Genomic DNA, 25,173 nt, shown 5'->3' with positions numbered 1-25,173 from the left:
CCTATGACAGTCGCAAGGAAGCTCTCGTTTGGCTTGATGGCCGGAACTCTGGTTCCGGCCGCCGCATTGGCACAAGTGCCCGATATGTTGAACGCGTTCGATGCGGGAGGCCGTGCGATGGGCGCGGGCAGCTCGATGAACGCCACCGGCTCGGACACGATGTCCATTCTTCATAACCCGGCTGGGCTTGGATATATCCGACAGCCTACGTTTGGTTTGGCGTCGAGGACACTGCCAACAAGCAAAACCGTGGTCACCGGCTCGCTTGCCGACAAGCGTCTGGACACTACGGCGGACAAGGGCGATTACAGTCTTTCCCACTTGGGCTATGCCACACCGCAAGGCGGCGGAGCTTTTGGAATCTCCTACCAGCTTGGGGGATGGTTCAACGACACCGAGCGCGGTAACAACCTCGGCGGCGGAATTGCGACGTACTTCGATTTCACCCGTGTACGAACAAGCTTCATCACGCTAAGCTATGGCCGAGCCTCTGCCGACGGACAGACGGCTTGGGGCGTTGGCGTGGTTGGCGCATCGAACGCTATTCGCAATCACCAACTCATCACCTTCAACGATAACCAGATTCCACCGCAAGAGGCAGAATCTGAGGGCACCGGCACGGGCATCGGCGCTGTGGCGGGGTTGATGTTCACTCCTTCGAATCAGTCGAACCTTACGTTCGGCATCAGCGCCCGTACGCCGATCAAGCTGACAGGGGGAGATTCAAACTCGCTGTATAGCCAAATCCCCGGACTGATCTCCGCCGGTGTGGCCATCCGACAAGATTCGGTGGGCCGAAGAAGCGACTACATGATTCTTGGGGCACAAGTGGACTACTTCTTTGAAGGCAAAGGGACTGACCGACTGATGCGAAGCGACTTCACCGCGATCGGGGCTGGGTTGGAATACAACTACGGCATCGGCGGGGGAACGATCCCCATCCGAGTCGGGTTCCGAGGGGTGCCAGCTGGAGGGAACGGTTTTGACGACCGCAATACTTTCACCTACGGCTTTGGATACCGTCCGAACAACCAACCTTGGTCAATCGAGCTGAACTTTGCCAAGCCAACCGGTGGCGGCACAGATACTTCGCTCTATTTTCAGTACCGGGTGGGGAAATAACGAATGATGCGTCGTTTGATTTTTGCTGCAGTTTTGTTTGGGGTTGCCGCTTCTGCGATGTCGCAGTCGTGGAGCAATGCCTATGAAAAAGGGTTGAGTGAGGCAAGAGCCGGAAATTGGGCATCTGCGCGCACGGCGTTCAAGCAAGCCGCCGCTTACAGGCCCGACGATGTATCCGGTCCGACCTTTTTGCCAGGCCCTGCAACCGAGCGCCGTCAATGGCGTGAGGGTGCATCCTACTCGCCGAACTTCTTAGGCGCTTATTCGGGCTATCGTCAGGCTGCTGGAATGAACCCCGGTCCCGAGAGAACAGACCTTTATCAAAAGGTTGCTGCAGAGTTTGAAATTCTGATCACAAAGGGTCAGCACAGCTACGAAACCTTCTACTTCCTCAACGTGATCTACGGCTCTACCGGCGAGCGCCAAAAGCAGGAGCAATTGGACACCAAGTTTGGCGAAGTCCAAAGCAAAATGAGCTGGAAGGTCGATACCGAAGTCGTCGCCCCTGAAGAGATGGGCGAGATCGGCAGGATGAAAGGCCAAGCTCCTCCCCAACAACCGGCAAATACCGGCGGGGCTGGAAACACAGGAGGAACAGGAAACACCGGTGGTGCAAACACGGGTGGCGGAACGGTCTCGAATCCCGGCCTCGGCATGAAGGTCGCCCCACTGGCAAACAAGTATGCGCTCGTGATCGGCAACTCCGAGTCCAAACTGGCTGGCAATTCCGTACCGTTTGCATCCGCAAATGCCCAGGCGATCCGACTTGCGCTCACCACCAACGGCGGTTATGCAGAGGCAAACGTTGACGTCGTTCTAAACGCCACTGCTGCACAGATTAAGACCAGCGCAGAGGCGTTGGCAAGCCGCATCCCAGACGGCGCAACGATCTTCATCTACTTTGCAGGTGCAGGCACGAACATCGAGGGCAAAGACTTTCTTGCCGGTGTCGATACCGAACTGAGCACCGACACTTCGTCGATGGTGGCAAAGTCCGATATCTATCGATTCTTCCTCCTCAAGGGCGCACGTATTTTCGCGTTTTTTGAAGCCAATCGTCCAATCAACGGTGGGCGATACTTCGGAATGGAAGTTCCGACCTTCGGATCGGTTGCGCAGGGTCAAGCGACCATGCCCGGAGAGAATGTCTTCTCTTACGTTCGCAACGGTCAGGAGATCGGCATCTATGCCGACTCGATCACCCACGTCCTTGGCGATTTCCGTTCGAACCGCATTCCGATCTCGGAGTTCGGTTGGCAGGTGTTCTACCGGATGAAGGGCGGTGGAACGTCGGCACGGGGCGGTGGCGGTTCCCCACAAACGCCAACCCTGCCGTACCTGACGCTAATGAGTTCGGACGCCCAGTTCTAACTTTTGAAAAAGCGTAAATCAAACCTTCCATAGCTGTGGCTATGGAGGGTTTCTTTCTGTCTCGCATCCTTATCAAGCTTCGGAGCGTATGCATGATTGTCCCAATCATGCGCACCGGCACAAAGCTCGCAATCGGAATCTTTGCTACCCTCGCCTTTCTGGCTCTTGGAATAGTCGTGGCATGGCCCTCCCTCGAAGTTCGGTTTAGCTCCGATGACCGGCTTGCACAAAAGCTAAGTGAGATCAAAGACACGCAAGCCGACGCAACATTTACGATGCAATGCCTGAACTTGCGGAGCAAGAACATTCGTCTTGATGCCTTGGCGCGGATTACCGGATTCAAACGCGATGAAACAAGGACTTACTTTAGGGACAACAGCTCAGACACTGTTCGAGGATTTCTATCCGATCCCGATCCCGTCACGAGAGCGATCGCCCTTGAGACTTGTGGTCATCTATCTCTCCTGACAAAAACCGACGTCGATAACTTCCTAGATGATCCTGATGAGTTTGTTCGGACAGTCATCTGCGAACTCATTCGAGAATACAAACTTGAATACTCGGGAGAGAAAGTGTGGCGCATTGCGAGGACCGATACATACAGGTCTGCCGTCAGAGCGACAAGGATTCTGGCTGAGTTAGATGCCAAGAATTTGCTTACTCTATCCACCGAAAAGGGGCACAAGCCTGATCGCAATGACATCGCTGCTGGCTGCTTAAGCCTGTTGTCAGACAGCGACTACCTCATGATGATCTCACGACACAAGGAGTGGGTGAATTCGAGAGATGCGGCAATGAACTGTGTCCGATCAATTGGAGCGAAGAGCCACCTGCTCGATAAAACTGAAGGGTTTCTTCACGAAATTGCTGAGCCATACACGTTCGTTCAGGAAAGACTAGCAGAGGAGTTAGACTTTGTGAGGAGGCATCCCGAGACAGTTAAACCGAGCGGGAAGTAAGAGCAGGACTCTGCTCATTCGCAACCGAAAAGCCTGATGCCGCGTACAATTTCGATGTGGGGATACAACAAAAACCGGACAAGGATACACGTGCGGAGATGCTTGAAGAATTCAAAGTTCTTCGCTCAGAACTTCAAGGGCATCAACAAAGTCGCCTCGCAATCTTGGGCTTTACACTTGGCGCAGTTGGCACAACGGGCGCAATAGCCATTGTCCAATCAAAGCCTGCCGAGAGTGCTCAACACCTCCAAGCTCAACTCACTATCTCTTGCTCAGCGTTGTTTTTTGCCTACCTGATTATCATCATTGCACTCTTGATGACATCAGGCTTAACTCAATCCATCGACCACTTGGGCAACTACATTCGCACAAGGCTTGAGCCTCATTTGGAAGGTCTCAATTGGGAAACTGAGTGGTCGCATCGCCGCGCAGTCCGAAAACCGAACGGCAGATCCAAGTTGTTTGGTGTTTCAAAAGCCTTCGCTCTGTCCTATGGAATGCTGATCCTCGGCCTTTCGGTGATCATCGTTAGTCTGATACTTGGGATGAGTATTGGTAATGTACCGTTGGCTTTGTGGATGTGTTTAGCTCCTTTCGGTGGAGCTGTGTTCCTTTGCCTGGACCTATGGTTTCGTTGGAGACGCAGTTGGGAGAGTACGTGGACTTCAGAGTCAAAACCAATCTAAGCACTTTCATCCCTCCATCCGCTTGCGGTGGAGGGTCTCAAAGTCAGTAGAGTACAAGATCTCTACAGCAAGTGAATCGAGGACCACAAGCCTATCTGACCTGGATTGCAGAGGCCAATCGCAGCCCCTCAAACGTCAAGAACGGATCGAAACTCTTCAACAACGGACTGTGTTCCGCATAAAAAGCCGCTCTGCCGCCCGTACAGACGATGGGTGGCTCCTGCCCAGGTTTGACTCCTAACTCAGCACAAACTTCCAGCAACAGCCCCTGAACCGCTTTTAGATGTCCTTTGACAACCCCCGACTGGATCGCCGACACCGTGACCCTCCCCAAAACCGAGTCCTGAATCTCCACCGGCACTTCCGGCAACTGCGCCGTTCCTTGGTTCAGCGAGCGGATTTGTAAGTCGACTCCCGGCAAGATCGCGCCCCCTGCGAACTCTCCTTGAGCATTGATCGCCGTGATGGTTGTTGCGGTGCCAAAGTCCACCGCAATGGCTGGCGAGCCAAATCGATCCTTTGCGGCGAGGACGTTGGCGATGCGGTCTGCGCCGGTGGTTTCGGGGATAGAGTTGCCCAATCCGAGCGAGTTGTAGACATCGCTAGTCAGTTGGCAACAGGGGATTCCTTCGTCATTGAGGAATTGTTCGACGATTGGAGTGACCGATGGAACAACCGAAAGAAAGGCTGCCTTTTCGGGCGCCGAAGGCAGGCTACAAATGACATTATTATGATACCACTTTGATAGTATTTTGATGTCATTTGTAGCGTAGGTTGGAAGAGCCCACGGACCATGCCACCGCGCCCCATAATGGGCCGCCATTTTGAGATTTGTATTTCCGGCGCTAATCGCCAAGAGCATGCGTCAAATCTACCCGGCTATAGATCGAACCGCCGGAATGCTCCATTAAAGCGTTGACAATCGCATCGGTGACTTGGTCACGCAAGGGGTATTCATCCGCCTCGACCATCACGCGAACCATCGGCTGGGTGCCGCTTGCCCTAACGACAAGTCTTCCCCGCTCTCCCAATGCCTTTTCGCCGTCTTGCAGGGCCTGCTGGACTGCCGCTGGCTCTTTCCAAGTGTCCTTGTCCGCCACGCTGACGTTGACCAAAAGCTGAGGCCAAGGCTCGTAGTCGGCAGAGAATGCCGACGCGGGGCGGTTCTCACGCTTGAGAACACGGAGCACTTGAAGGAGGGTCACCAAGCCGTCGCCGGTGGGGCCACACTCTGGGAAGATGATGTGCCCGCTCTGCTCTCCACCGATCTTGGCTCCAGTCTCGGCGATCTTTTGGGCCACATACTTGTCTCCGACAGCAGCACGGATCAGTTCAATCTCTTGGTCTGCCATGTATTTGGCGAAGCCGCCATTGCTCATGACGGTGCCAATGACAACGGCTGGCTCTAGACCGCCGAACTTGCGCCAATGGGCGCTCCATAGTCCGAGGGTTCGGTCGCCATTGATCAATGCGCCTTTCTCGTCGCTAAAGATCGCGCGGTCGGCATCGCCATCGAAAGCCACGCCAACATCGGCTCCGACCTCTTGGGTGAATACTTGGATCGTCGAAGGCTTGGTGGCTCCGCCCTCTTCGTTGATGTTCATCCCGTCGGGCTCGGCTCCAGTGAGGAAGACCTCCGCGCCGAGTCGGATCAACACTTCGGGAGCAAGCTCATAGGCTGCGCCATGCGCTGCATCCACAGCGACTTTCATCCCAGTCAGCTTTTCGGGCACGAGACCAACCAAGAAGGAGAGATAAGCCTCCACACTGGCCCGGCTCGACTTGAGATAGCCGACTTTATCGCCCACGGGACGATTCTCGATCCGGCTCTCCATCAAAGACTCAATCTCGATTTCGACTTCGTCGGGGAGCTTTTTCCCGTCATGTCCAAAGAGCTTGATGCCGTTGTCGGGGGCGGGGTTGTGACTCGCTGAGATCACCACGCCCATCCCATAATCTTCGTTGCGGACGATGTATGAGATGGTGGGGGTTGGCACCACGCCAACGGCCGTGACGTTCACACCCACCGAACAAAAGCCAGCGCCCATCGCGGCGCCAAGCATAGGACCGCTTTGGCGTGTGTCTCTGCCCACGACGATGTTCCGGCTCAGCTTTTTGGAGATGAGATAGCGCCCGGCGGCTTGACCCAGGTCGAAGGCGAGCTCGGGAGTGAGCTTGACATTGGCAACACCACGGATGCCGTCCGTGCCGAAATGCTTCTTGCTCACGGCCTTTTCGTCACCTTGACGCGTGCCGGACGTATTACCGTGTCCGACATCGTGTACCCCGCTTCAAGCTCCTGCAAAACGGTGTTATCGGGATGGTCTTCCGACTCCTCGACGGCAATCGCTTCGTGCTTGTTCGGGTCGAAAGGTTGACCCATCGCTTTGATTCGCACAAGCTGTCTGCCTTCGAGCACGTTTCTTAGCTGGCGATCCACGTTCAAGACCCCTTCGGTGATCGATTCGACGCTAGCCCCTGCTGCGAGAGCGGCAAGCGTCCTTTCAAAGTTGTCAAGCACCGGAAGGAGGTCGCGAATCAGATCCTGTGTGGCAAGCACACGATCCTTCTCTCGCTCCTGCATGATCCGCCGTCGAAAGTTTTGGTGGTCGGCCATTCCCCGCAAGAGCTGATCCTTCATGTCATCGCGCTCTTTGGTAAGGTCTTCAATCTGTTTGAGCAACGCGGCAATCGTTTCGCTCTCGGGCGTCGAATCCGGGGCGGTTTGCTGCTCTTCGGGCTGGGTTTCTTCGATAGGAACTGTTTCCTCAGACATAAGTGAGAGAGTCTCCGTTTCAGGCCAAATCAGATAGGTAGCGGCCCGTTTCTGTGCTCAAATTGTACCTACGCGGGGTCAATACAGCGGGTTCGGTCCTACGCCTTCGGCGAGGGTCGAATCGAAGACGCCATAGGCTGCCTTCGCCCCTTCGGCGACAATCATCATGTGTTCACACGGATCGTATTGCTCGTACGTGAAGCCGGGCAGTCCACCAAGATCACGCGCCATTCGTGAGATCGTCCCAACCAGGAACGGCAGTTCTTGCTTCCCAACTCCGAGAAAGACCGGACACTTGACGTCATCGCGGCGAAGTGCGCTGGAAGGTGCAAAAAGAGCCACCGCAGAAGGATTGATCGTGCCGATGTTTGCAGCTGCGTAGGCCCCGCCCATGCTGTGACCCATCACAAAGACCTTGCCAATCTTGAGCTTTCGCACGTTTGTGAGCCAGTCGATGACATCCTTGTGTGCCGTTGTTCCGACTCTGGGCGCGACGAAAATCCAGCCCCGGTGTATCGCTTCTTCGACGGCAAGCCCCCTACCGTACCCTTCAAAAAACAGGTTCTCCGATCCCCCCGCGCCGTGATAGGCGATCACAACGTTCACGGGCTTGGACTGCGATGGGTCAACACGCGACGTGTTTGGAAAAGCTGCCCTGAAGAATGTTTTGCCGTGCTCAATCCGCCACAGATCGCGCATTTGCCAAAGCTTCATCGTGCCTTCTTCTAGCCGCTCGGCGAGAAGGAGCTGCTCGGCGATGGGGATATCCATCTCCATCGTTTCCGGCTTCTCGACCGCGTCAACAATCAGATCACGGAGCCCAATGGCAGTGGGATTCTTCGCTTCAGCGAGGTCTTGAATCCGTTTCCGTGCGTTCTTGACAACGTTGAGATAGGCGGTGCGTTGAAGACTTCCCACTTGAATCGCGATGATCGTTCCCCCTTCGGTCATCATCGCCAGTTCACGGTCTATCTTTTGGGGGTTGATCGAAATTGTGAGCGTCCGCCCAGGTGCACAGACGACAGATCGACCCGCGACACGGATGGTGACGGGCTTGGCGTCGGCCCTTTGGTAAGTCCACCAAATTCGCAGGGTGGCCTCTTTGCCGGGCTCGCAGATGGCGGGGATGAACCGGACGCTGATCCCAGCTTCGGGTAGGGCTTCCCTCCCTTGCAGGACGGCAGCGGCCATATCCAGCGCTTGCGCGGCCTCTGTCGGCCTTTGAGAAAAAAACGCGGTCACAGCCCTCGTAATCTGGGGGACGGCTGCAGAACGGCGAGCTTTGTCCGTCGTCTCCATCCAGCGCACGTCGAGAACCTTCAACCGCTCGCCAAGCTCGTAGCGCGCTGCATCCATGTTAGCTGGAGTCTGGAAGAGGGTTAGGGCCACGAGTGCCGTTAGCATGCGCTGAGTTTACTTGAGACGCCTCAACAACAATCTGATGGGCTACGTCGTTGAGGTTACAGGTTCGACAAGCTTAGCCGCGCCGCGAGCTCGTGCGCGGTTTGCCATCACAACCCCAAACAGAATCAGCGCGAAGCCGAGGAACTGAAGCGGGGCAAGCCCCGTGCGCAAGACCAAGAATGAGAAGATTGCCGCCACCGGCGGAACGCAATACTGATAGAGCATCGCGCCGGGAGCGCCGATTCGGCTCACGCCAGCATAGAAGCCGACAAATCCCAAAATCCCCGCAAACACAACGATGAAGAACAGATGAACCCACGTGACGCTCGTGAACGCTCCGAACTCCGTCGCTAAGGAGGGTCCGATTCCAAAAACTAGCCATACCGGCAAAGCGCCCCACATGGAGACCGTGAGAGTGGTGAAGGGGGAGTACTTGATAACCAGAGGGCGGCTCAAGGTGGCGCTGACGGCCCACAGAGCCGAAGACAGAAGCAAGAGCAGGTTTCCAGCAAGGTGGCTTTGGCCCTTCTCGCCGAATCCAGCCGCCCCACCTATCACAACAAGGGCAACACCGGCAAAGGCAACGACCGCCCAGCCCAAAAGCAATGGATTGAGCTTCTCCTGTCGGAATGCAGCGGCACACAACGCGGTGAAGATCGGGGCAGTAGCCAAGATGATCGCAGCTTCGGCGGGGCTTGTCATGGACGCGCCTTGCAAGAAGACGATCATATAGAGGCCCATCGAGAACAATCCCTGAACAAAGGCCAGGGGAAAGTCTTTCTTTTCTACCTTGAGGGGCACTCGAATGATCAAACATAGGATGACCATGCCCGCCATTCCGAGAACCCACCGAACCAAGCCGAGGGCCATCGGCGTCATCTGATTGTTGACCAGCTTGAGGGCGACGAAGTTGTATCCCCAGAACACCACGGTCATGACCATGGGCCAGCAGATTCTGGCAGGAGGATGAGCGCTCACATTACGAGTATGAATGACGCCTTCGTCGAGGGCTGGGCCTCAAAAAATTTGTGGGGTGTGTTCGGTGCGCATGGCTTGTCAGGGGCTGCTGCGTGTAAGATGAGCCGAACGGATTAGTGAAACCATGCAGGACATGTCTCAGGGCAACTTCGGCGCGGCAAAGCGCTTTCGATTGATTCTTCGTGAAGCGGGCGTTCAGCGCGAAATGGGCGGCGAAGAGCAATCTCTGGCCGTCGGTATCGTCGACAACATCTTTATGAACGCGCTCGAAACGGGAACGAGCGACATCCACCTTCAGCCGGAGCGCGATCAGCTTCGTATCCGCTACCGACAGGATGGAATTCTCCACTCCACAGGATTCTTGCCGCCCGAACAGGCACAGAACGTTTTGGCGCGCTTGAAGCTCGCCGCGGGCATGCGCATCGACGAAACGCGCGAACCCCAAGACGGGCGTATCGACATGGAGTACATGGGGCGGCGGCTCTCCGCTCGTGCCTCGTGTGTGCCGTGCTTGAACGGTGAGAAGTACGTTATGCGTATTCTCGACCCTCAGGCGATGAAGGTCGATCTGACCAAGCTCGGGATGCCGGAGGAGATGCTCAAGGACTGGCAGCGCGCTGTTCAGGTCCCATACGGCATGATCATCGTGACCGGGCCGACGGGTTCGGGAAAGACCTCCACGCTTTATGCTTCGATCAACCAGCTTGACCACAAGACGAAGAACATCGTGACAGTCGAGGACCCGATTGAGTACGAATTCGAGACGAATATCGCTCAGGTTCAGGTCACGGAAAAGATGACCTTCCCACGCGTCATGCGCTCGTTCCTGCGCCAAGACCCCGACATCATGCTCGTCGGAGAGATGCGCGACCCCGAATCGCTTGGGATTGGCATTCAGGCGGGTCTTACAGGCCACCTTGTTTTGACAACGCTTCACACGAACAATGCCGTCGAAACTATCGGTCGTATGGTGGATATGCACGCGGAGCCTTACTTGATCGCCGGTACGGTTGTTGGAATCCTCGCTCAGAGGCTAGTGAGGTTGAACTGCAGCAAGTGCCGCGAACCCTATAAGCTGGACCAGGATGAAGTGAAGATGCTGGCCTATACGCCTGAGGAGATGGAGCGGGCCACGTTTGTGAAGGGCAAGGGCTGTTCCGAATGTCGAGGCACGGGGTACAAGGGTCGAATTGGTCTCTTCGAGCTCATCCTTGGCACCGCTGAATTCCGTCACGCTGTATCGCAGGGCGCGGACTTCCGACGCATTCAGGAAGCGGCGCGCGCTCAAGGCTATCGAACGATGCTTGAGGACGGTAAGCACAAGGTTATGATGGGCTGGACGACGCCAGATGAGGTCTTGCGGGCGGTTTACACGCAGGCGTTAGACTAAGGGCGAGGTGGTGTTGGGGAGCTACGGTGTGATAGGACATATAGGACTTATAAGACCTATGCTCCCGCTCTTTCACCATAACTCTGAACGCCTCTTCCCCCGCCAAATCACCAGCTTCCCCTGAGGCGTATGCTCCGCTATAATTGAAGCGGGGAGACGCCTCATTGAGGATTGCTATGCTTGCCGCCCTGCTTTCAACGTTCGTTATCCCGATTGTCACCCTTGAACCGATTCTGGTTGAGGGGCAACTGTGCCATCCCAGGCATATCGTCATTGAGACAACCGAAGAGAAGCGGGCGCTGAGAATTGCGGGAAAGAATGCCAAGGTCGTCAAGCGATACCCGCAGGTTGGGTTTATCGTTCTTGACGTGCCGACAAAGCAGTTGGCGAGCACCCGACGGAAGCTAGCCGATTCGTTCGGCGAGAAGTACGTCGAATACGATGGCGCAGGCCGCCCGGCCTACGAACCCAACGACACGCTATGGCCCGATATGTGGCACGCCAAGGCGATCAAGGCCGATCTCGCCTGGGACACAAGCTTTGGGAGCGATAACACGATTGTCGCGATTATTGACACGGGCGTGAACGTGAATCACCCGGACCTTGCCGGCAATATCTGGAAGAACCCCGGTGAGATTCCGGGCAATGGGATCGACGACGACGGCAACGGCTACATCGACGATATCGTGGGCTGGGATTTCAACTATAACGACAACGATCCAAACGACGTCAATGGTCACGGGACCGCCTGCGCGGGGCTGGCAGCGGCTGTGATGGATAACAATGCTGGGGTTTGTGGCATTGCGCCACGGGCAAAGATCATGTGCCTGAAGTCCTCGACCGATTCGGGATACTTTTACGACACCAACGACGCTGATGCCTATATCTATGCTCTGACGATGGGCGCGAAGGTGATCTCTTGCAGCTTCTTCTCCGACCGGGTGTCCGGACTCGAAAAGAAGGTGATTTATCACATCGCCGATATGGGAGTTCTTCCTGTCGTTGCGGCGGGCAACGCGTCGAACGTTTACAGCTACTATCCAGCGGCTTACGAGGCCTCGCTGGCCATTGCTGCCATCGACACGAACCTCAACAAAGCCGGATTCTCGAACTTCGGTTCGTGGGTCGATGTGGCTGCTCCCGGGGTTTCGTTGAGGACGACGACCGCGAGTGGTGGATACACGAGTGGATTTGGTGGGACGAGCGGGTCCACGCCCCAGGTCGCGGGCATCGCGGCTTTGCTTTTTGGTGCGGTGCCGGGAGCAACGAATGTGAGCGTTCGACACGCGATTGAGGACTCCGCAACCCAGGTCAGCCAGGCACCTTTCGGTGAGTACTGCAATTACGGGATCGTGAATGCCCAGCTAGCTTTGCAACTGTTGATGTCCGGCACGGAGCCAGCTCGGGACGGCGTTGTGCGCTGGATATCGCCGTTTGGCAAGAGATCGGTGCCCAACAAGGCTTACATGCGAGTCTATGGGAGGAGGATCGGGCGAGGTTATGGCACGTTCAGCATGAATGGTGGTGGTTTTGAGTTTGATCCTACCGGCCCCAGCCGAGACTATACAGACATTGCTGGACCGGTGTCACTCATGAACTCGTTCCACGCAAGCTATCCGGGGGGAACGCTTGATGTGGATACAACCAATGTCCCGTTCTGTTTCCCGATGATTGAGGGGGCCAGCCCAGGCGCGAGCGTTTTTGGCGGTTTTTGGGACGCGCTCATGGACGATGGCGTTTATGTGCGATGCACACGTCGGTCGGACGGGGTGATCCGCTATTACAGCACGTTTCGGATGATCGACCGCACCAACCTCACGCTCACTTTCAAGCGTCGAATCACAGGCGCAGCCACCGGCAACGAGCGGATCAAGATTTATGATTGGTCGACGGGGTCCTACCCTTATGGCAGCTACGTTACACTCCGCGATGCGCCCATCGTGAGCGGTTGGCAAACCTTTACAGTCCCGTTGAGCAACGTTCAAAACTACATGGACGAGGAAGGGACGATCTACTTCCAGGTGGAGTCGGATAACGGGCAACCTTCGGGAAGCGAGCTGCAGATTGATGTATTGCGGCTGTTGATTGTGGAGTGAGGGGCGTTGGGAAGTAAGGATTGTAAGGAGTAAGGGTTGTAAGGAGCGGATAGGTGCGTGCCCAACGCCCAACGCCCAAAGCCCAAAGCCCAAAGCCCAACGCCCAACGCCCAACGCCCAACGCCCAACGCCCAACGCCCAACGCCCAACGCCCAACGCCCAACGCCCAACGCCCAAAAAAAGTATCCTATCATCCATGTCCGCACTTGCTCCGATCCCCTCTCCTCAGGCCGTACGATCCCAATTCCCTGCCCTCGAATCCGGCTTCGGGTTCTTTGAGAATGCGGGGGGCTCCCAGGTCCCAAAATGTGTGATCGATGCGATGTCGGGGTTCATGAAGGACTCCTACGTGCAGGTTGGCGCGGGCTATCCCGCAGCTGATCGTGCCACCGAAGTCGAAAGCCAAGCCCATGAATTCCTGCTGAGGATGTATGGCGGCGAGAGAAGCGGCTATATGGCGATTGGGCCGAGCTCCAGCGCACTGCTTTATATGCTTGCAAACTGCTTCGGCGAGAAGCTGCAGCCCGGTGATGAGATCGTCCTCCACGAGAGCGCTCACGAGGCTAACGCCAACCCTTGGAAGCGGCTCGAACGGTCTGGGGTGAAACTGAAATGGTGGACCGTCGATCCTGAGACGGGCATGAGCGATCTGGAGTCGTTGCGAAGCGTGATCACCGACCGCACCAAAGTCGTTTGCGTCACCCACACGAGCAACCTACTCGGCGATGTCGTGGATGTTGCGGCGGTGGCGAAAATCGCTCATGAAGCGGGTGCGCGTGTTGTGGTCGATTCGGTGGCTTTTGCCAGCCACCGCTGGCTCGATGCCGACGCGTGGGATGTCGATTTTATGGTGGCGAGCCATTACAAAATCTATGGGCCTCACATGGCTGGACTTTACGGCAAGAAAGAGGCATGGGCGGAGCTTGATGGCCCGAATCACTTCTTCTTGCCCAACGTCAAAGCCAAGAAATTTGAGCTAGGATGCTTGTCCTATGAAGGGCTGGCTGGAATCTTAGCCCTGCAAGATTATCTGTGCTTTCTCACGGGTGACTCCTCCTGCACACGCGAGACAATCATCAAAGGCTTCGACGTCATGCATGCTTTGGAGCTGCCCGTACAGAACCGATTTTTGGATTATCTGAACAGTCGATCCGACATCCGTCTTTTCGGCCCGTCTCATCGCGACGAACCGCGCCATCCCACATTTGGCTTCGTCCACAAGACCAAAAAATCTTCGGAGATTGCGGCTTACGTAAATCGTCGCAACTTCGGCATTCGATACGGGCACATGTACGCCTATCATCTTTGCGAAAAGCTCGGTCTGAACGTGGATGAGGGGGTTGTGCGAGTGAGCATGGTCCACTACAACACGGTCGAGGAGCTTGACCAGTTGATCGAGATCTTGGATGAGGCGATGTCGCGGTAGAAGATTGCAGGGTGAGTTTGATATTCGAAAACGAGGGGATCACCCTTCACCCTGTTCGCTTTACTCACAGCTTTCCCTTAAGGGAGAGGATTCAAAGTTACATGGTTTTCGGAAGCACTGCCTAAAGCCTGCGGCTACTGGGTCAACCTTGGAGGAACAACACAGGCCAAACGCCTACACTCAAGGTCGCCACAAACCGTATAATTCCCTCGATGGCGAAGAAGGTCTTGCGCCTTGTTTTGATACTTGTTCCGCTCATGGTTCTCGGCATTGCTGGGAACTGGGTTTACCGGGTGTCCAAGTCGTTCGCGGGAGAGAATGCCGGAATCGTGGACGTTTGGAATGGGTTGGCGAATCCTCGTGGTCAGTTCCCTGACGTCGATAAAATGACCCTGCTCCTGATTGGGCAAGACTACAATCACGACAACAAGGGCAATCAGTATTCCAAGAACACCCGGGCCGACACGATCATGCTGATGTCGGTTGACTTGAAGAGCAAAAAGATTTCTGCGGTATCTATCCCACGCGACTCCAAAGTGACAGCCGAAGACGGCAAGAGTGGAAAGATCAACGGCGTTTATGCTCGTGGTGGCGTCGATTTGCTTGAGCGAACCTTAGAGGCGATGTTTGACATCACCATCGACCACCACGTCATCATCAAGCCCGATGCCGTTCCTAAGATCGTCGATTCTCTGGGAGGCATCGAAGTCGAAACTATCGACGAGATGAACTACGACGACAATTGGGCTGACCTCCATATCCATCTGCCCGAAGGAAAGCAGCGGATCAATGGCAAAGAGGCTGTCGGCTTTGTGCGCTTTAGAGAAGTCAATCGCTACCGGTTGGATGAGCGAGGGAGAATGATTCCGTTACGCGGTGTCAAAGGCTCAAAGGAAGAGGGCGACCTGCGGCGCGTAGCACGACAGCAGCAGTTCATTCGAGCGTTGATGAATGAGGCGAACAAAGCCAGCAATCTTTGGCAGGCTGACAGAATCATCAATACGGGCTTTGAGCAGATTGAGACAAGCCTAACCAAGATGCAGGTGCTTGCCCTCGCCACGATCTTTAAGGGCACAAGCGGCGAGACGATGGGAGGAGCGACCTTGCCGGGAACCGACGATATGTCGGGCGACGCCTACTATTACGTCCTCGACGAAGAGCGATCCAAGGCAACCGTCGATTGGCTCATCAAGGGTGACGAGTTTGCAGCCAAGAGTCTCGTGCGTATCGCGATCAAGAACAGCACGGACGTGAAAGGTGCCGCAAAAACGGCAGCCGACATCCTTACTCAGGACGGCTATCGAGCGTGGAGCGACGGGAACGATCCCATTTCTCAACCACTGACTGAAGTGATCTATTATCGGGCTGCCAACGAGGCCCAGGCTAAGGCAATACAAGCCTTGCTTGGCATCGCTGTGGTTCGAAAAGGCACGGTCACGCCGGACTACACCGGTCCTGAGATCACCATCACGCTAGGCACGGATGTGGCTCAATCGATAGCCGATCGGAAAGAAAGCCTTAGCATAAGGACCCCGTAGCGCATCGCCCGGGAACGCAACCCCAAGGTTTTGTTGTAAAGTTCTCGACGGAGACTTGATTGACCATGCATTTGCGCATCCCTTTTCTCGCTATGGCCCTTGCGGCCTCTTTTTGTGTTAGCGGCTTTGTCCTCGCCCAAGAACCACCACCCGCCGAAAAAACAAAGCAGGAGACGCCAAAGAAAGACACCAAGGTTGAAGAGTTCGAGAAGGCGATCAAGGACCTTCCCCGCTTTGAAGGGGCGATCACGCTTTACAAGAGAAAGAATGAGATTCTTGCCGAGCTTCCGGAATCTCGAATCGGCGAATTGATGTTTGTGCAAGGACAGTTCAACACTGGATTCTTGCCCGACACGATCGCACCCGGCTTTCCTATCGGTGATTTGGCTCTTGACGTGTTCCGCCTTCAGCGCAATGAGAACAACCTTTGGCTCGTGCGCCCTCCGATAAACCACCGCTGGAGCCAAGACAACCCACTTAAGACGGCTGCGGAGAGGAACTTCCCAGAGGCGATTCTCGCATCCTATCGGATCGAGGCCACCCACCCCGAGAAGAAGCTCCTTCTTGTGAACGTAACCCCGATCTTCATGGGCGAACTTTTGAGACTCAATGAAGCTGTACCCGCGATTTTGGGCGGACCGTACATGCTCGACCGCGAGAAATCGTCAACTGACGAGATCAGGGCATTTCCTGACAACACGCTCGTCAGGATGAAACTGCATTACTTTTCACAACGTGGAGGACAGGCTGGCGGCAATCCACTCGCCGCACTGCTCGGGCTTGCCCAAAACCATCTTGAGGATGATCGCAGCGCCCCTCTGACCGTCACCTATAACGTTTGGTTTCGGCGAGAGAGCGACTACAGCCCGCGGCTATATGATCCGAGAGTTGGGTTCTTCCACCAAGAGTTTTTCAGTATCGACCGGTTCTTTGAGAACGACCGCAAGCAGCGCTTCATCTTCCGATACAACCTGAAGAAGAAGGATCCCACAGCAAAGCTCTCTGAGCCCGTCAAGCCGATCGTTTGGCATATCGACCCGAGCGTGCCGCACGAATACAGAGAGGCTTGTCGAGACGCCGTTTTGATGTGGAACAAGGCGTTTGAAGAGATTGGATACAAGAATGCCTTGGTCGTGAAGATCGTTGACGAGAGCGACAAGGAATATTCTTTGGGCGATGCGCGCTACAACACGATCAGTTGGAGCATCAGCGAGAATCAGTCGTACGCCATCGCCCAGCCGAGGATTGATCCGTTCACCGGCGAAGTTCTGAACGCGTCGGTGATCTGCGACGCGAACATGCTGTCGTTTACGCTGCAAGAGCACGCTCGCTCTATCGCCCCGTCTTTGGCGCGGCTCAAGCGGGCTACCGACGTTTTTACGCACGACGAGCATCGGGACAAATACGGTCCGGCGGATCGATACATCGAACATGGCGACCTTCCCCAGCACGTTCAAGACACAAGCCGCAAGCTTGCGGCTCTGGGCTGGCGCTCGTTCGATTGCAGCTACGCCCGAGAGGCTTCTGGCTATGCAGCGGAGGCTTTGAAGGGGTTGGAGGCTGTCGGTTCGAAGGTGAGCCCCAAGGACTTTGCCCTGCAATTCTTCAAAGAGATTGTGGGCCACGAGGTTGGGCATGCGCTCGGGCTACGGCACAGCTTCGCGTCCTCGACCTTTTTGACGACGAGCCAGCTTGACGACGACGACCTGACGTCAAGAGTTGGGACAACCGCCTCGATCATGGACTACACGCCGACGAATACTTTGGCGGTTCTGAAGGGTCGTGGCAACTTCTTCTCTCCGACCATCGGTGTTTACGATAAGTGGGCGATCAAGTACGGCTATGTCGATGGCCCGAACGTGACAATGCCCGAAGGTGAGCGATACTTCCTTTCGCGTATCGCGTCGCAATCGGGGATGCCGGGCCTGAAGTTTATGACCGATGAGGACGCGGATACTTTCGATCCTTACGCCGTCCGGTTTGACGACGCCAAGGACCCGCTGAACTTCAGCACGAAGAACCTACAACTTGCCGACAAGGTTCGCAAGTGGGCGATCACCCAGCTCCCGAGACCGGGTGAAAGCTACGGCGAACGCACAGAGATCATTCTTGGCACTATCGCTCGGACATTCCGAGAGGGGCGATATGCCGCTCGATTCGTCGGCGGCATTGCGGGCAATCGAAACTTCGCGGGAGATCGAGGCCAGACGGCGACCCTGCCTCCCGTACCTAGCGCTGACCAACGGCAAGCAGTTCAGATGATTGCTCGATACTGTTTCTCGTCGACTGCGCTTGACCTTCCAGAAAGCGTTCTTTTGAACTTGCGACAAGAGGACAAACCTTATGAGGACAACACTTGGACAGCGCCGGTTCGGCAGATTATTGGGCAGCAGCAGAGCCTGCTTTACGCTTCGCTGATGAGCGCTCAGAAGTTGAATATGATCGCGGAGAACGCTTACAAGACGAAGGGCCAAAAGGGTGCCTACACTCTGGAGGAGCACTTCGCGACTCTGCTGGGGGCGGTGTTCTCGGAAGTTGGGCAAAACAAGAGTATCGCTCCGGTACGCCGTGATCTTCAGAGGTTTGCCATCAATGGGCTTATCATTCAAGCATCGGCTGGGCAGGGAGCTGTGAACGAGGACGTTCGGATATTGGCTTCGGACAGCCTTCGGCGGCTCTCGATTCGATACGGAACGCAGATGAAATCTCCCAAAGGGCTTGACTCGATGACCGTCATCTACCTACGCGATACGAAGGAGACCATCGACCGTTTCTTGAACCGGACGCAGGTGATCGGTCGGTAGAGCTGGACGTAGCTGTGGGGCCGGGGGAGCAGTCCCGACTCCACAGCTATCGAAGGTGCAACTCGACACCCACAGGTTCCGTAACGGCATAATAGAGCTATGCCCAATGCGCCCTCGGCTGAACTGGCGGAACAGCTCGCCAAAGACTTGCAGGCATACATCGACGCGTATGTCGATGCCCACGGCGGCTCCACAACCTCGGTAAAACCCGGACACCGGGTGCCCTTTCATTGGCCTCCCCATCCGATCAGCTACAAGTATCACGTTTTGCGAAGTGATTGGAGCGGGACGTCAACCGTAAAGATGTACGGTGAGGAGTTTGATCTGCAAGTGGCGCGCACGCCGCATGGGGTGTTTGTGCGATGTGACGATATTTGGCACGAAGAACGCGGCGAGACCCTTGAACAGGCGACACAAAACCTGATAGAAACCAGCAAACCTTACTTCGACCGTCAATTTGCTATCGCAGAGTCGCTCGGAATGAGCACGAGATTTAAGGGGCATATCAGCGAGCTCGACCCGCTTTCGCTGATGAAGCTGCTGTACTGCACGGACCGCGACGTGGCAAATGAAGCCCGCACCGTTATCGAGCTTCATGGCAGCGATCATATCTTCCTTCCGGCTTTGCTCATTGTTTTGAACGGACGCAAGCACCCGAACAGGCGATCTGCGCAATGGTGTGTACTCGACTTGTTTGAGGATATGAGCAGCTTCTGCAAGACTCAAGAGGAGATCGATTCCGCCGTGGCGGCGATACGGAGTCTCATTTGGGATGCCGAAGACGACTATGCGAGGACGATCTATAAGGCGGGGGTTGTAGTGGGGGGGCATTTGCCTGGAACCATCGGCGGGCCGTTGCTGATCGACTGTTTGAATGCGCCATCACGGATTGCGCGGCGCAGCGCCATTCACGGCCTTTTTCATGTGGTTGAGTGGAGCCAACAGATGCGCGAGTCGGTGGTCGCGGCAATTCGGAAAGTCGCCAAACACGATCCCGAGCCGCTTCTGCGGGAGTATGCCGAAGCGATGGCGAACGATATCGAAAGCGCGGCTTTTGATCACATCGCTGAGCCGGTCTTTGAAGACGAAGAATAATCGCGGCTGTGATGCTGTCGTGCTGAGTATTCTTGACACATGCTCGCATCGCTCACGTTCGCGCTCATCGCCTACTCCACCCCATTCGATGTCGTTCTGGATGCGCCCGAGCTCTCGGGGGCTCTTGTGTCGGCGGTTGTGGCGAAGGCCGACGGAACGATTCTGTACGAACGGAACTCTGGTCAAAGGGTGATGCCGGCGAGCAATCAGAAGCTGCTAACGACCATGTTTGCGATGAATCGGCTGGGGCCGAATTTTGTGCCGAAGACGAGATTCTGGAAGGAGTCGGACCGGGTGATTGTGGATGCGCCGGGCGACCCGACGATGACTTCAGCGCAGCTTCTTTCGGCGGCGAAGAAGTTGGGGATCGATAAGATCATGCCGATTTTTGTGCGGCAGGCATACCGCCCGCAGTTTGGACCGAATTGGGAGTACGGCGATCTTCCGGAATACTACGCCGCCGCCGTCACAGCCTTCACGATCGACAAAGGCGTGTTCAAGGTTTGGGCGAGCGACGGACAGGTTGAGCCGCTTCCAGATTTTGTGGATGTCTGGTTGAGGGTTTTGCCCGGTATCACCGCCAGTGCTGAGTACGACCCCTTTCAAAAGATTGTTACGGTGCGCGGTCCCTTGCCTGCTGAACGCAAGGAGCTGATGACTTGCGCGTTTAACCAACCTGACAGGGCGGCTGCTCGTGCCCTGGGCGGACCGCTCTTTGTGTCGCACTCATTGCCGTCTCGTGCGCCAGACTTCACGCTGGATGGCAAGCCGCTAAAAGAGATTATCGCTGAGTGCTTGACCATCAGCGACAACCTGTATGCTGAGAACTTGCTTTTGATGGCGACGCAGCAAGGCAAGCCGGCGGAAGACAACCCTTACCCAGCCGCGCAACAAGGGCTCAAGAAGTTCTTGGTGGAGACGGTGGGCTGGGAGGCCAATGATGTCCGGCCCGACGATGGCAGCGGGATGAGCAGGCACAACAATCTGACAGTTCGTGGCGTTGTCAAGCTGCTGGTTTGGGCGCAGAAGCAGCCATGGTTTGAGGATTGGCGGGCGGGTCTCGCCGTTCCCGGAAAGGGAACGCTTCGGTCACGTCTTGCCGGTTCGAGTATTCAAGGCAAGACGGGCACGCTCGATATGGCCTCGGCGATCTCTGGCTATGTGACGAGGAAGTCTGGGGAGCGGGTCATTGTGAGTGTGATCTTCAACCACTACGCATGCAGTTCTGCAAAAGCCCGTGAGATTGCAGATCGGTTTGTGAAATTGGCTGAAGAGACCCCGATTTCTGGCACAAATTATGCTTCTATTTTATAGTGATGCGTGTACTCTTTCCGTCCCGAAGCATAGCTCTCCTCATGCTGATTGGTTTCACCGATCTGGTGATGACGGCTTGGCTTCATGCGGCTGGCATGATCAGTGAGCTGAACCCCCTGATGAAGCCACTCATCGAGCGCAATGAATTGCTTTTCGTGGCGGTGAAGGGGATGACTCTTGTCTTGGCGTGGTTTGTGATGGCCCACTATTGCAAGACAAATCGGGAGTTCGTGCGCAAAGCCGCGATTCTGGCAAGCATCGCTTACGTCACGATCTGGACGGCTTGGGTCATCACTGCGCATATTTGAAGTCAGCGATCAGTTGTCGGAAATCAGAGATCAGAGATCAGAGATCGGCTATCGGTGATCAGCTATCGGCGATCAGTTTCAGAAATCGGAGATCAGAGATCTGCTATCTGCTATCGGCGATCGGCGATCGGCGATCGGCTATCAGCTATCGGCTATTGGCTACCCCAGTTAGTGCATTTCGGTATCGCCGAGCATGAGCTGGATTGCATTGATTTGCCCCAGGTGATAGACCATATTCCAGCGGTGCAGGTCCAAAATATCGGCCATCGTCATCACCATTCCGCCCCCGAACGGCAGCGTCATTTCTTCGTCCAGCCGACTCTCGGGAAACTCGGCTATCGCTTGGCAAAACTCAGATGTTCCTACTTGCGCGGCCTCGAGGCACTTCTCCACCGTATCGTAAGAGGCGCGGGTGCGCTCCATTTCATTGCGTGCATGTTCGTCGAACTCTGGCAATTCTCGCCTTTGGACGATGGGCAGAATCCACGCGGCTGACATAGCGATCTCCTGCATTTGGCTGAGCACCGATCTTGCGTTCCCCATCGGCACCCAATCGACCTTATCCTGGGGGACCGCCAATGCAGAGCGGCTGATATCGTCGAGGGCTTTCTGGGTCGCTTTCACAAGCTGATCCTGGTAACGCATGGTTCATTCTATCCGAGCCCATGCGACGATAAGGAGGAATCCCCTTGCGCGAGCGCGAAGTTAGGGGATTGGAGGAAAGAAGCAAGCATGCCACTGTCCACACTACTTATCGCCGCTTCACTCGGCATCATGGATACACCCAAAAGCTTTGCGGACGATGTCCGCTTTCTTAGCAAGTACAAATCGACCATCGTTCTCCGACAAGGGAACGCTGCCGTTGCTGTTGTCGCCGACTATCAGGGCCGCGTGATGACCAGCACCGTTGACGCTGCCAAGGGTGTTGGAAACGGCTGGATCAACTACGAGCATATCGCGAGCGGGAAGTTGGTGCCGCATATGAACGCGTTTGGTGGAGAGGAGCGCTTTTGGCTGGGTCCGGAGGGCGGGCAGTTCTCCGTTTTCTTCAAGGGTGGCGATCCTTTTAATCTGGAGCATTGGCAGACACCCCCACTGATCGACACCGTGAGCTACCCGGTTGCCAGCAAGTCGGCAAGCCAGGTCACTTTCAAGAAAAGCGCATCCCTCCAAAACTATTGGGGCACGACCTTCAATATGGATATCACACGGAAGGTCCAGATGCTTAACTCCTCAGCTGTTACAAAGGCTTTGGGTTTTGCCCCGGGTTCGGGCGTGAAAGTGGCGGCCTACGAAACTGTCAACACACTGAAGAACACCGGCAGCGACGCTTGGAAGAAGGACACAGGTTTGCTTTCGATCTGGATTTTGGCGATGCTGAAGCACTCCTCGACAACAACGGTTGTGGTTCCTTACAACGCGGGAGACGAATCCACGATGGGTCCGATTGTCAACGACACCTACTTTGGCAAGGTCCCCGATGACCGTATCAGCGTCAGCGATAAGGCGGTCTACTTTAAGGCTGACGGGCAGTTCCGAAGCAAGATCGGCCTCAATCCACACCGGTCAAAGGGTGTGATTGGGAGCTATGACCCTGTTCGAGGAATGCTCACCGTCGCACAATACACGCAGAAAAAGGGTGTGACCGACTACGTGAATTCGATGTGGGAGTTGCAGGCTGATCCGTACGGTGGCGACGTGGTCAACAGCTACAACGATGGTCCGCCCGCGCCTGGAAAGAAGCCGCTTGGGCCTTTCTATGAAATCGAATCCTCTTCTGCGGCAGCAGCTTTGCAACCCGGTGGATCGATCACGCACGTCCATCGAACGATGCACTTCATCGGATCAAAGGCCGACTTGGACAAGATCGCCCGCAAGACGCTTGGAGTAGGTTGCGATGAGATTGCGAATGGGTTGAAGTGAGTTGATTGTAAGGGTGGTAAGGGGGGCAGAGGTCGGCGAGCCGATTTCAAAACTGCGAACTGTAATCCACCCGCCCTCGGTTCACTCCGTTCACCGTCCCTCCCTCTGAGGGAGGGAAGTTCATAGCGAAGCGTGAACAGGGAGGGTGAGACTGGCTCCAGCTATCAGCTATTGGCGATCAGTTGTCAGAAATCAGAAATCGGAGATCGGCGATCCGAGATGGGAGATGGGAGATCGGATATCGGATATCGGATATCGGATTTCTGATCTCTCAACTCATCCCTCCGCTTCTGCCCTTTTCTTGACCTCTCGCAGTACGCGCAGATGCACATCGTGGACGATCTTATCGGTCCACAAAGTCCAGTACCAACGCGGTCCAAAGCGATGCTCATAGACCGATGTCCCGACAACTTTCGTCCTTCCGTCGGCTAGCGGAATCAACTCAAACCGTCCGATTCGGCACTCATAGAACCCCTCCAAGTGCGCGGCATGAACCTCTCCAAACGGGTTCATCTCAATCATGCTTGGAGGCGTCTTCAGCACCTTGAACTCCAGCAGCTTGTTCGGCTCGTAGCGAGTGATCACCTCTGGCATGTCGCCCGTTGAAAGTTCACAATGCCGCTCTGCTCCAACTCCGCTCCCCAATGTTCGCGTCGAAACCGGGTGGGCAACCCCTGCTCTGAACAAAAGCTCATTTGGCGCAGGGATATCTGGCAGGTTGTTTAAGTAAGGCCAAATCTTGTTGGCAGGTGCGTCAATGATAATCGCTGTCGAAGTCGTGTTCTTCTGAGGCGGTGGAGCAAGCTGCTGATTTAGTACGGACACAAACGGCAGCGCGAGAATCAGTACCGCAACGTTCATCCTTTGTCTCTTGAAGTCATCAATGTAGTTATAGATGGCGCAGCCGATCGCGCTTCCCACAAACATAGAGATGAGGATGAGGGGCGCTGCCATCAGCAGACATATGGCCCCTTCGAAAGAAAACACCAACAGGCCAAAAGAAAGAAGTACACAAGCGACAAGGCCAGCACCGAGATGCTTATCGAACCCAAAATACCCCCAGATCGAAAGAACGCCCGAGGCGATCATTCCCACGAGCAGGGGTAGAAGTGCAAAGAAATATAACGAATACTCAAGGTTGATTCCTCCAATGGCAAAGGCAACAAGCCCGAGGATCAACCCAACCGCAGCCGCAGTAATCGCGCCTGCACGCCACACACAAGCCGCATCGTTTCTCTTTCGCTTCAGCTTGTTGTCTTCCATCTTTTATTAAGGCTAAAAGATGCTTAGCCCGGCCTTATTCCAATCGTCCAAGAATCTCTTCAAACCGCTATCGGTCAACGGATGACCAAACAGTTGCTTCATGATCGAGAACGGCATTGTCGCCACGTGGGCGCCGACCTGCATCGACTGCACCACATGTTGGGGATGTCGAACGCTCGCAACCAAAACTTCGCTGTCGAAATCGTAGGTGCTCACCATGTTCACCGTCTCGGCAACCGCTTCCATGCCATCGCCGGAGATGTCGTCGACGCGGCCCACAAAGTTGCTGATGTAGGTCGCTCCCGCTTTTGCGGCGAGGAGGGCTTGGGTGACGGTGAATACGAGGGTGACGTTTGTGCGGATTTCCTTCTCGGTGAGGGTGCTTACAAGCCTCACTCCAGGCGAGATGAGCGGAACTTTGACGACGATCTGAGGATGCCAGCTTGCGATCTCTAGCGCCTCTTTGAGCATCGTGTCGTAGTCAGTTGCGACGACCTCAGCGCTGATGTCGCCACCAGGGACGAGTTCGCAAATCTTGAGAACGGTCTCTTTGAACCCTTTGCCGGACTTGGCGATGAGCGTGGGATTGGTCGTCACGCCGTCCAAAATCCCCCACTCCGCAGCCTGACGTACCTCTTCAATATCCCCAGTGTCGACGAACAACTTCATGTGTGGGAGTTTACTTGAGTGGTCCTGTGGCGTATGGAGCTTTAGCTCCGT

Annotated in this window: 21 protein-coding genes; 13 read left to right on the top strand and 8 right to left on the bottom strand. The window is 55.5% G+C overall.

Features of this window, described 5'->3' with window-relative positions; translation table 11 throughout:
- Positions 1–3: 3 nt before the first annotated feature.
- From KF784_07425 to KF784_07410, 4 genes are all read left to right on the top strand, one after another.
- Positions 4–1,122, top strand: coding sequence for a hypothetical protein (locus tag KF784_07425; protein ID MBX3118881.1), 1,119 nt, complete (start codon positions 4–6; stop codon positions 1,120–1,122).
- 3 nt (positions 1,123–1,125) lie between these two features.
- Positions 1,126–2,493, top strand: a complete 1,368-nt coding sequence (locus KF784_07420) for a caspase family protein (GenBank protein MBX3118880.1) — start codon at positions 1,126–1,128, stop codon at positions 2,491–2,493.
- A gap of 92 nt (positions 2,494–2,585) precedes the next feature.
- Entirely contained in the window at positions 2,586–3,452 is an 867-nt protein-coding gene (locus tag KF784_07415) for a hypothetical protein (GenBank protein ID MBX3118879.1), read from the top strand.
- Positions 3,453–3,508: 56 nt separating this feature from the next.
- Entirely contained in the window at positions 3,509–4,138 is a 630-nt protein-coding gene (locus KF784_07410) for a hypothetical protein (GenBank protein MBX3118878.1), read from the top strand.
- A 91-nt stretch (positions 4,139–4,229) separates the two neighbouring features.
- Here KF784_07410 and KF784_07405 read toward each other — a convergent pair whose 3' ends face one another.
- From KF784_07405 to KF784_07385, 5 genes are all read right to left on the bottom strand, one after another.
- Positions 4,230–5,000 carry a type III pantothenate kinase gene (locus KF784_07405; protein MBX3118877.1) on the bottom strand — a complete coding sequence of 257 codons (771 nt, stop codon included), beginning with the start codon at positions 4,998–5,000 and terminating at the stop codon, positions 4,230–4,232.
- Complete coding sequence (glmM, locus tag KF784_07400) at positions 4,984–6,366, bottom strand: phosphoglucosamine mutase (GenBank protein MBX3118876.1); 1,383 nt, start codon at positions 6,364–6,366, stop codon at positions 4,984–4,986. The genes KF784_07405 and glmM overlap by 17 nt, the downstream gene beginning before the upstream one ends.
- Entirely contained in the window at positions 6,363–6,914 is a 552-nt protein-coding gene (gene grpE, locus KF784_07395) for a nucleotide exchange factor GrpE (protein MBX3118875.1), read from the bottom strand. Before grpE ends, glmM begins: the two co-directional genes overlap by 4 nt.
- Positions 6,915–6,992: 78 nt before the next feature.
- The gene (locus tag KF784_07390; GenBank protein ID MBX3118874.1) at positions 6,993–8,318 is read right to left on the bottom strand and encodes a hypothetical protein; all 1,326 of its coding nucleotides are present in this window, start codon (positions 8,316–8,318) and stop codon (positions 6,993–6,995) included.
- A gap of 42 nt (positions 8,319–8,360) precedes the next feature.
- On the bottom strand, positions 8,361–9,296 hold the full coding sequence (locus KF784_07385) for a DMT family transporter (GenBank protein MBX3118873.1): 936 nt from the start codon (positions 9,294–9,296) through the stop codon (positions 8,361–8,363).
- Between the two features lie 124 nt (positions 9,297–9,420).
- On the opposite strand from KF784_07385, the gene KF784_07380 reads away from it, so the two are divergent.
- From KF784_07380 to KF784_07345, 8 genes are all read left to right on the top strand, one after another.
- Positions 9,421–10,686 carry a type II/IV secretion system protein gene (locus KF784_07380; GenBank protein MBX3118872.1) on the top strand — a complete coding sequence of 422 codons (1,266 nt, stop codon included), beginning with the start codon at positions 9,421–9,423 and terminating at the stop codon, positions 10,684–10,686.
- 164 nt (positions 10,687–10,850) lie between these two features.
- The gene (locus KF784_07375) at positions 10,851–12,782 is read left to right on the top strand and encodes a S8 family serine peptidase (protein MBX3118871.1); all 1,932 of its coding nucleotides are present in this window, start codon (positions 10,851–10,853) and stop codon (positions 12,780–12,782) included.
- Positions 12,783–12,978: 196 nt separating this feature from the next.
- On the top strand, positions 12,979–14,208 hold the full coding sequence (locus KF784_07370) for a cysteine desulfurase-like protein (GenBank protein ID MBX3118870.1): 1,230 nt from the start codon (positions 12,979–12,981) through the stop codon (positions 14,206–14,208).
- Between the two features lie 212 nt (positions 14,209–14,420).
- Positions 14,421–15,746, top strand: a complete 1,326-nt coding sequence (locus KF784_07365; protein MBX3118869.1) for an LCP family protein — start codon at positions 14,421–14,423, stop codon at positions 15,744–15,746.
- A gap of 65 nt (positions 15,747–15,811) precedes the next feature.
- On the top strand, positions 15,812–18,550 hold the full coding sequence (locus KF784_07360; protein ID MBX3118868.1) for a zinc-dependent metalloprotease: 2,739 nt from the start codon (positions 15,812–15,814) through the stop codon (positions 18,548–18,550).
- 99 nt (positions 18,551–18,649) lie between these two features.
- Positions 18,650–19,645: a hypothetical protein gene (locus tag KF784_07355; protein ID MBX3118867.1), complete on the top strand. Its 996-nt coding sequence runs from the start codon at positions 18,650–18,652 to the stop codon at positions 19,643–19,645.
- Positions 19,646–19,684: 39 nt separating this feature from the next.
- Positions 19,685–20,959 carry a D-alanyl-D-alanine carboxypeptidase gene (locus KF784_07350; GenBank protein ID MBX3118866.1) on the top strand — a complete coding sequence of 425 codons (1,275 nt, stop codon included), beginning with the start codon at positions 19,685–19,687 and terminating at the stop codon, positions 20,957–20,959.
- A 2-nt stretch (positions 20,960–20,961) separates the two neighbouring features.
- Complete coding sequence (locus KF784_07345) at positions 20,962–21,267, top strand: hypothetical protein (protein ID MBX3118865.1); 306 nt, start codon at positions 20,962–20,964, stop codon at positions 21,265–21,267.
- A 168-nt stretch (positions 21,268–21,435) separates the two neighbouring features.
- Here KF784_07345 and KF784_07340 read toward each other — a convergent pair whose 3' ends face one another.
- Complete coding sequence (locus KF784_07340) at positions 21,436–21,912, bottom strand: hypothetical protein (GenBank protein MBX3118864.1); 477 nt, start codon at positions 21,910–21,912, stop codon at positions 21,436–21,438.
- 87 nt (positions 21,913–21,999) lie between these two features.
- On the opposite strand from KF784_07340, the gene KF784_07335 reads away from it, so the two are divergent.
- The gene (locus KF784_07335) at positions 22,000–23,190 is read left to right on the top strand and encodes a hypothetical protein (protein MBX3118863.1); all 1,191 of its coding nucleotides are present in this window, start codon (positions 22,000–22,002) and stop codon (positions 23,188–23,190) included.
- A gap of 276 nt (positions 23,191–23,466) precedes the next feature.
- Here KF784_07335 and KF784_07330 read toward each other — a convergent pair whose 3' ends face one another.
- Positions 23,467–24,453, bottom strand: coding sequence for a hypothetical protein (locus KF784_07330; GenBank protein MBX3118862.1), 987 nt, complete (start codon positions 24,451–24,453; stop codon positions 23,467–23,469).
- A 12-nt stretch (positions 24,454–24,465) separates the two neighbouring features.
- Positions 24,466–25,122 carry a fructose-6-phosphate aldolase gene (gene fsa / locus KF784_07325; protein ID MBX3118861.1) on the bottom strand — a complete coding sequence of 219 codons (657 nt, stop codon included), beginning with the start codon at positions 25,120–25,122 and terminating at the stop codon, positions 24,466–24,468.
- Positions 25,123–25,173: the final 51 nt, after the last annotated feature.

It is taken from the genome of Fimbriimonadaceae bacterium (assembly GCA_019638775.1).
Lineage (GTDB): Bacteria > Armatimonadota > Fimbriimonadia > Fimbriimonadales > Fimbriimonadaceae > JAHBTD01.
This window is presented reverse-complemented; position numbering and strand designations above follow the sequence as displayed.

Excerpts from the sequence above, each read along its gene's own strand:
- KF784_07425 (MBX3118881.1), top strand. The coding sequence starts at position 4 with ATGACAGTCGCAAGGAAGCTCTCGTTTGGCTTGATGGCCGGAACTCTG.
- KF784_07420 (MBX3118880.1), top strand. The coding sequence starts at position 1,126 with ATGATGCGTCGTTTGATTTTTGCTGCAGTTTTGTTTGGGGTTGCCGCT.
- KF784_07415 (MBX3118879.1), top strand. The coding sequence starts at position 2,586 with ATGATTGTCCCAATCATGCGCACCGGCACAAAGCTCGCAATCGGAATC.
- KF784_07405 (MBX3118877.1), bottom strand. The coding sequence starts at position 5,000 with ATGCTCTTGGCGATTAGCGCCGGAAATACAAATCTCAAAATGGCGGCC.
- grpE (MBX3118875.1), bottom strand. The coding sequence starts at position 6,914 with ATGTCTGAGGAAACAGTTCCTATCGAAGAAACCCAGCCCGAAGAGCAG.
- KF784_07390 (MBX3118874.1), bottom strand. The coding sequence starts at position 8,318 with ATGCTAACGGCACTCGTGGCCCTAACCCTCTTCCAGACTCCAGCTAAC.
- KF784_07380 (MBX3118872.1), top strand. The coding sequence starts at position 9,421 with ATGCAGGACATGTCTCAGGGCAACTTCGGCGCGGCAAAGCGCTTTCGA.
- KF784_07370 (MBX3118870.1), top strand. The coding sequence starts at position 12,979 with ATGTCCGCACTTGCTCCGATCCCCTCTCCTCAGGCCGTACGATCCCAA.
- KF784_07365 (MBX3118869.1), top strand. The coding sequence starts at position 14,421 with ATGGCGAAGAAGGTCTTGCGCCTTGTTTTGATACTTGTTCCGCTCATG.
- KF784_07360 (MBX3118868.1), top strand. The coding sequence starts at position 15,812 with ATGCATTTGCGCATCCCTTTTCTCGCTATGGCCCTTGCGGCCTCTTTT.
- KF784_07355 (MBX3118867.1), top strand. The coding sequence starts at position 18,650 with ATGCCCAATGCGCCCTCGGCTGAACTGGCGGAACAGCTCGCCAAAGAC.
- KF784_07350 (MBX3118866.1), top strand. The coding sequence starts at position 19,685 with ATGCTCGCATCGCTCACGTTCGCGCTCATCGCCTACTCCACCCCATTC.
- KF784_07345 (MBX3118865.1), top strand. The coding sequence starts at position 20,962 with ATGCGTGTACTCTTTCCGTCCCGAAGCATAGCTCTCCTCATGCTGATT.
- KF784_07340 (MBX3118864.1), bottom strand. The coding sequence starts at position 21,912 with ATGCGTTACCAGGATCAGCTTGTGAAAGCGACCCAGAAAGCCCTCGAC.
- KF784_07335 (MBX3118863.1), top strand. The coding sequence starts at position 22,000 with ATGCCACTGTCCACACTACTTATCGCCGCTTCACTCGGCATCATGGAT.
- KF784_07330 (MBX3118862.1), bottom strand. The coding sequence starts at position 24,453 with ATGGAAGACAACAAGCTGAAGCGAAAGAGAAACGATGCGGCTTGTGTG.
- fsa (MBX3118861.1), bottom strand. The coding sequence starts at position 25,122 with ATGAAGTTGTTCGTCGACACTGGGGATATTGAAGAGGTACGTCAGGCT.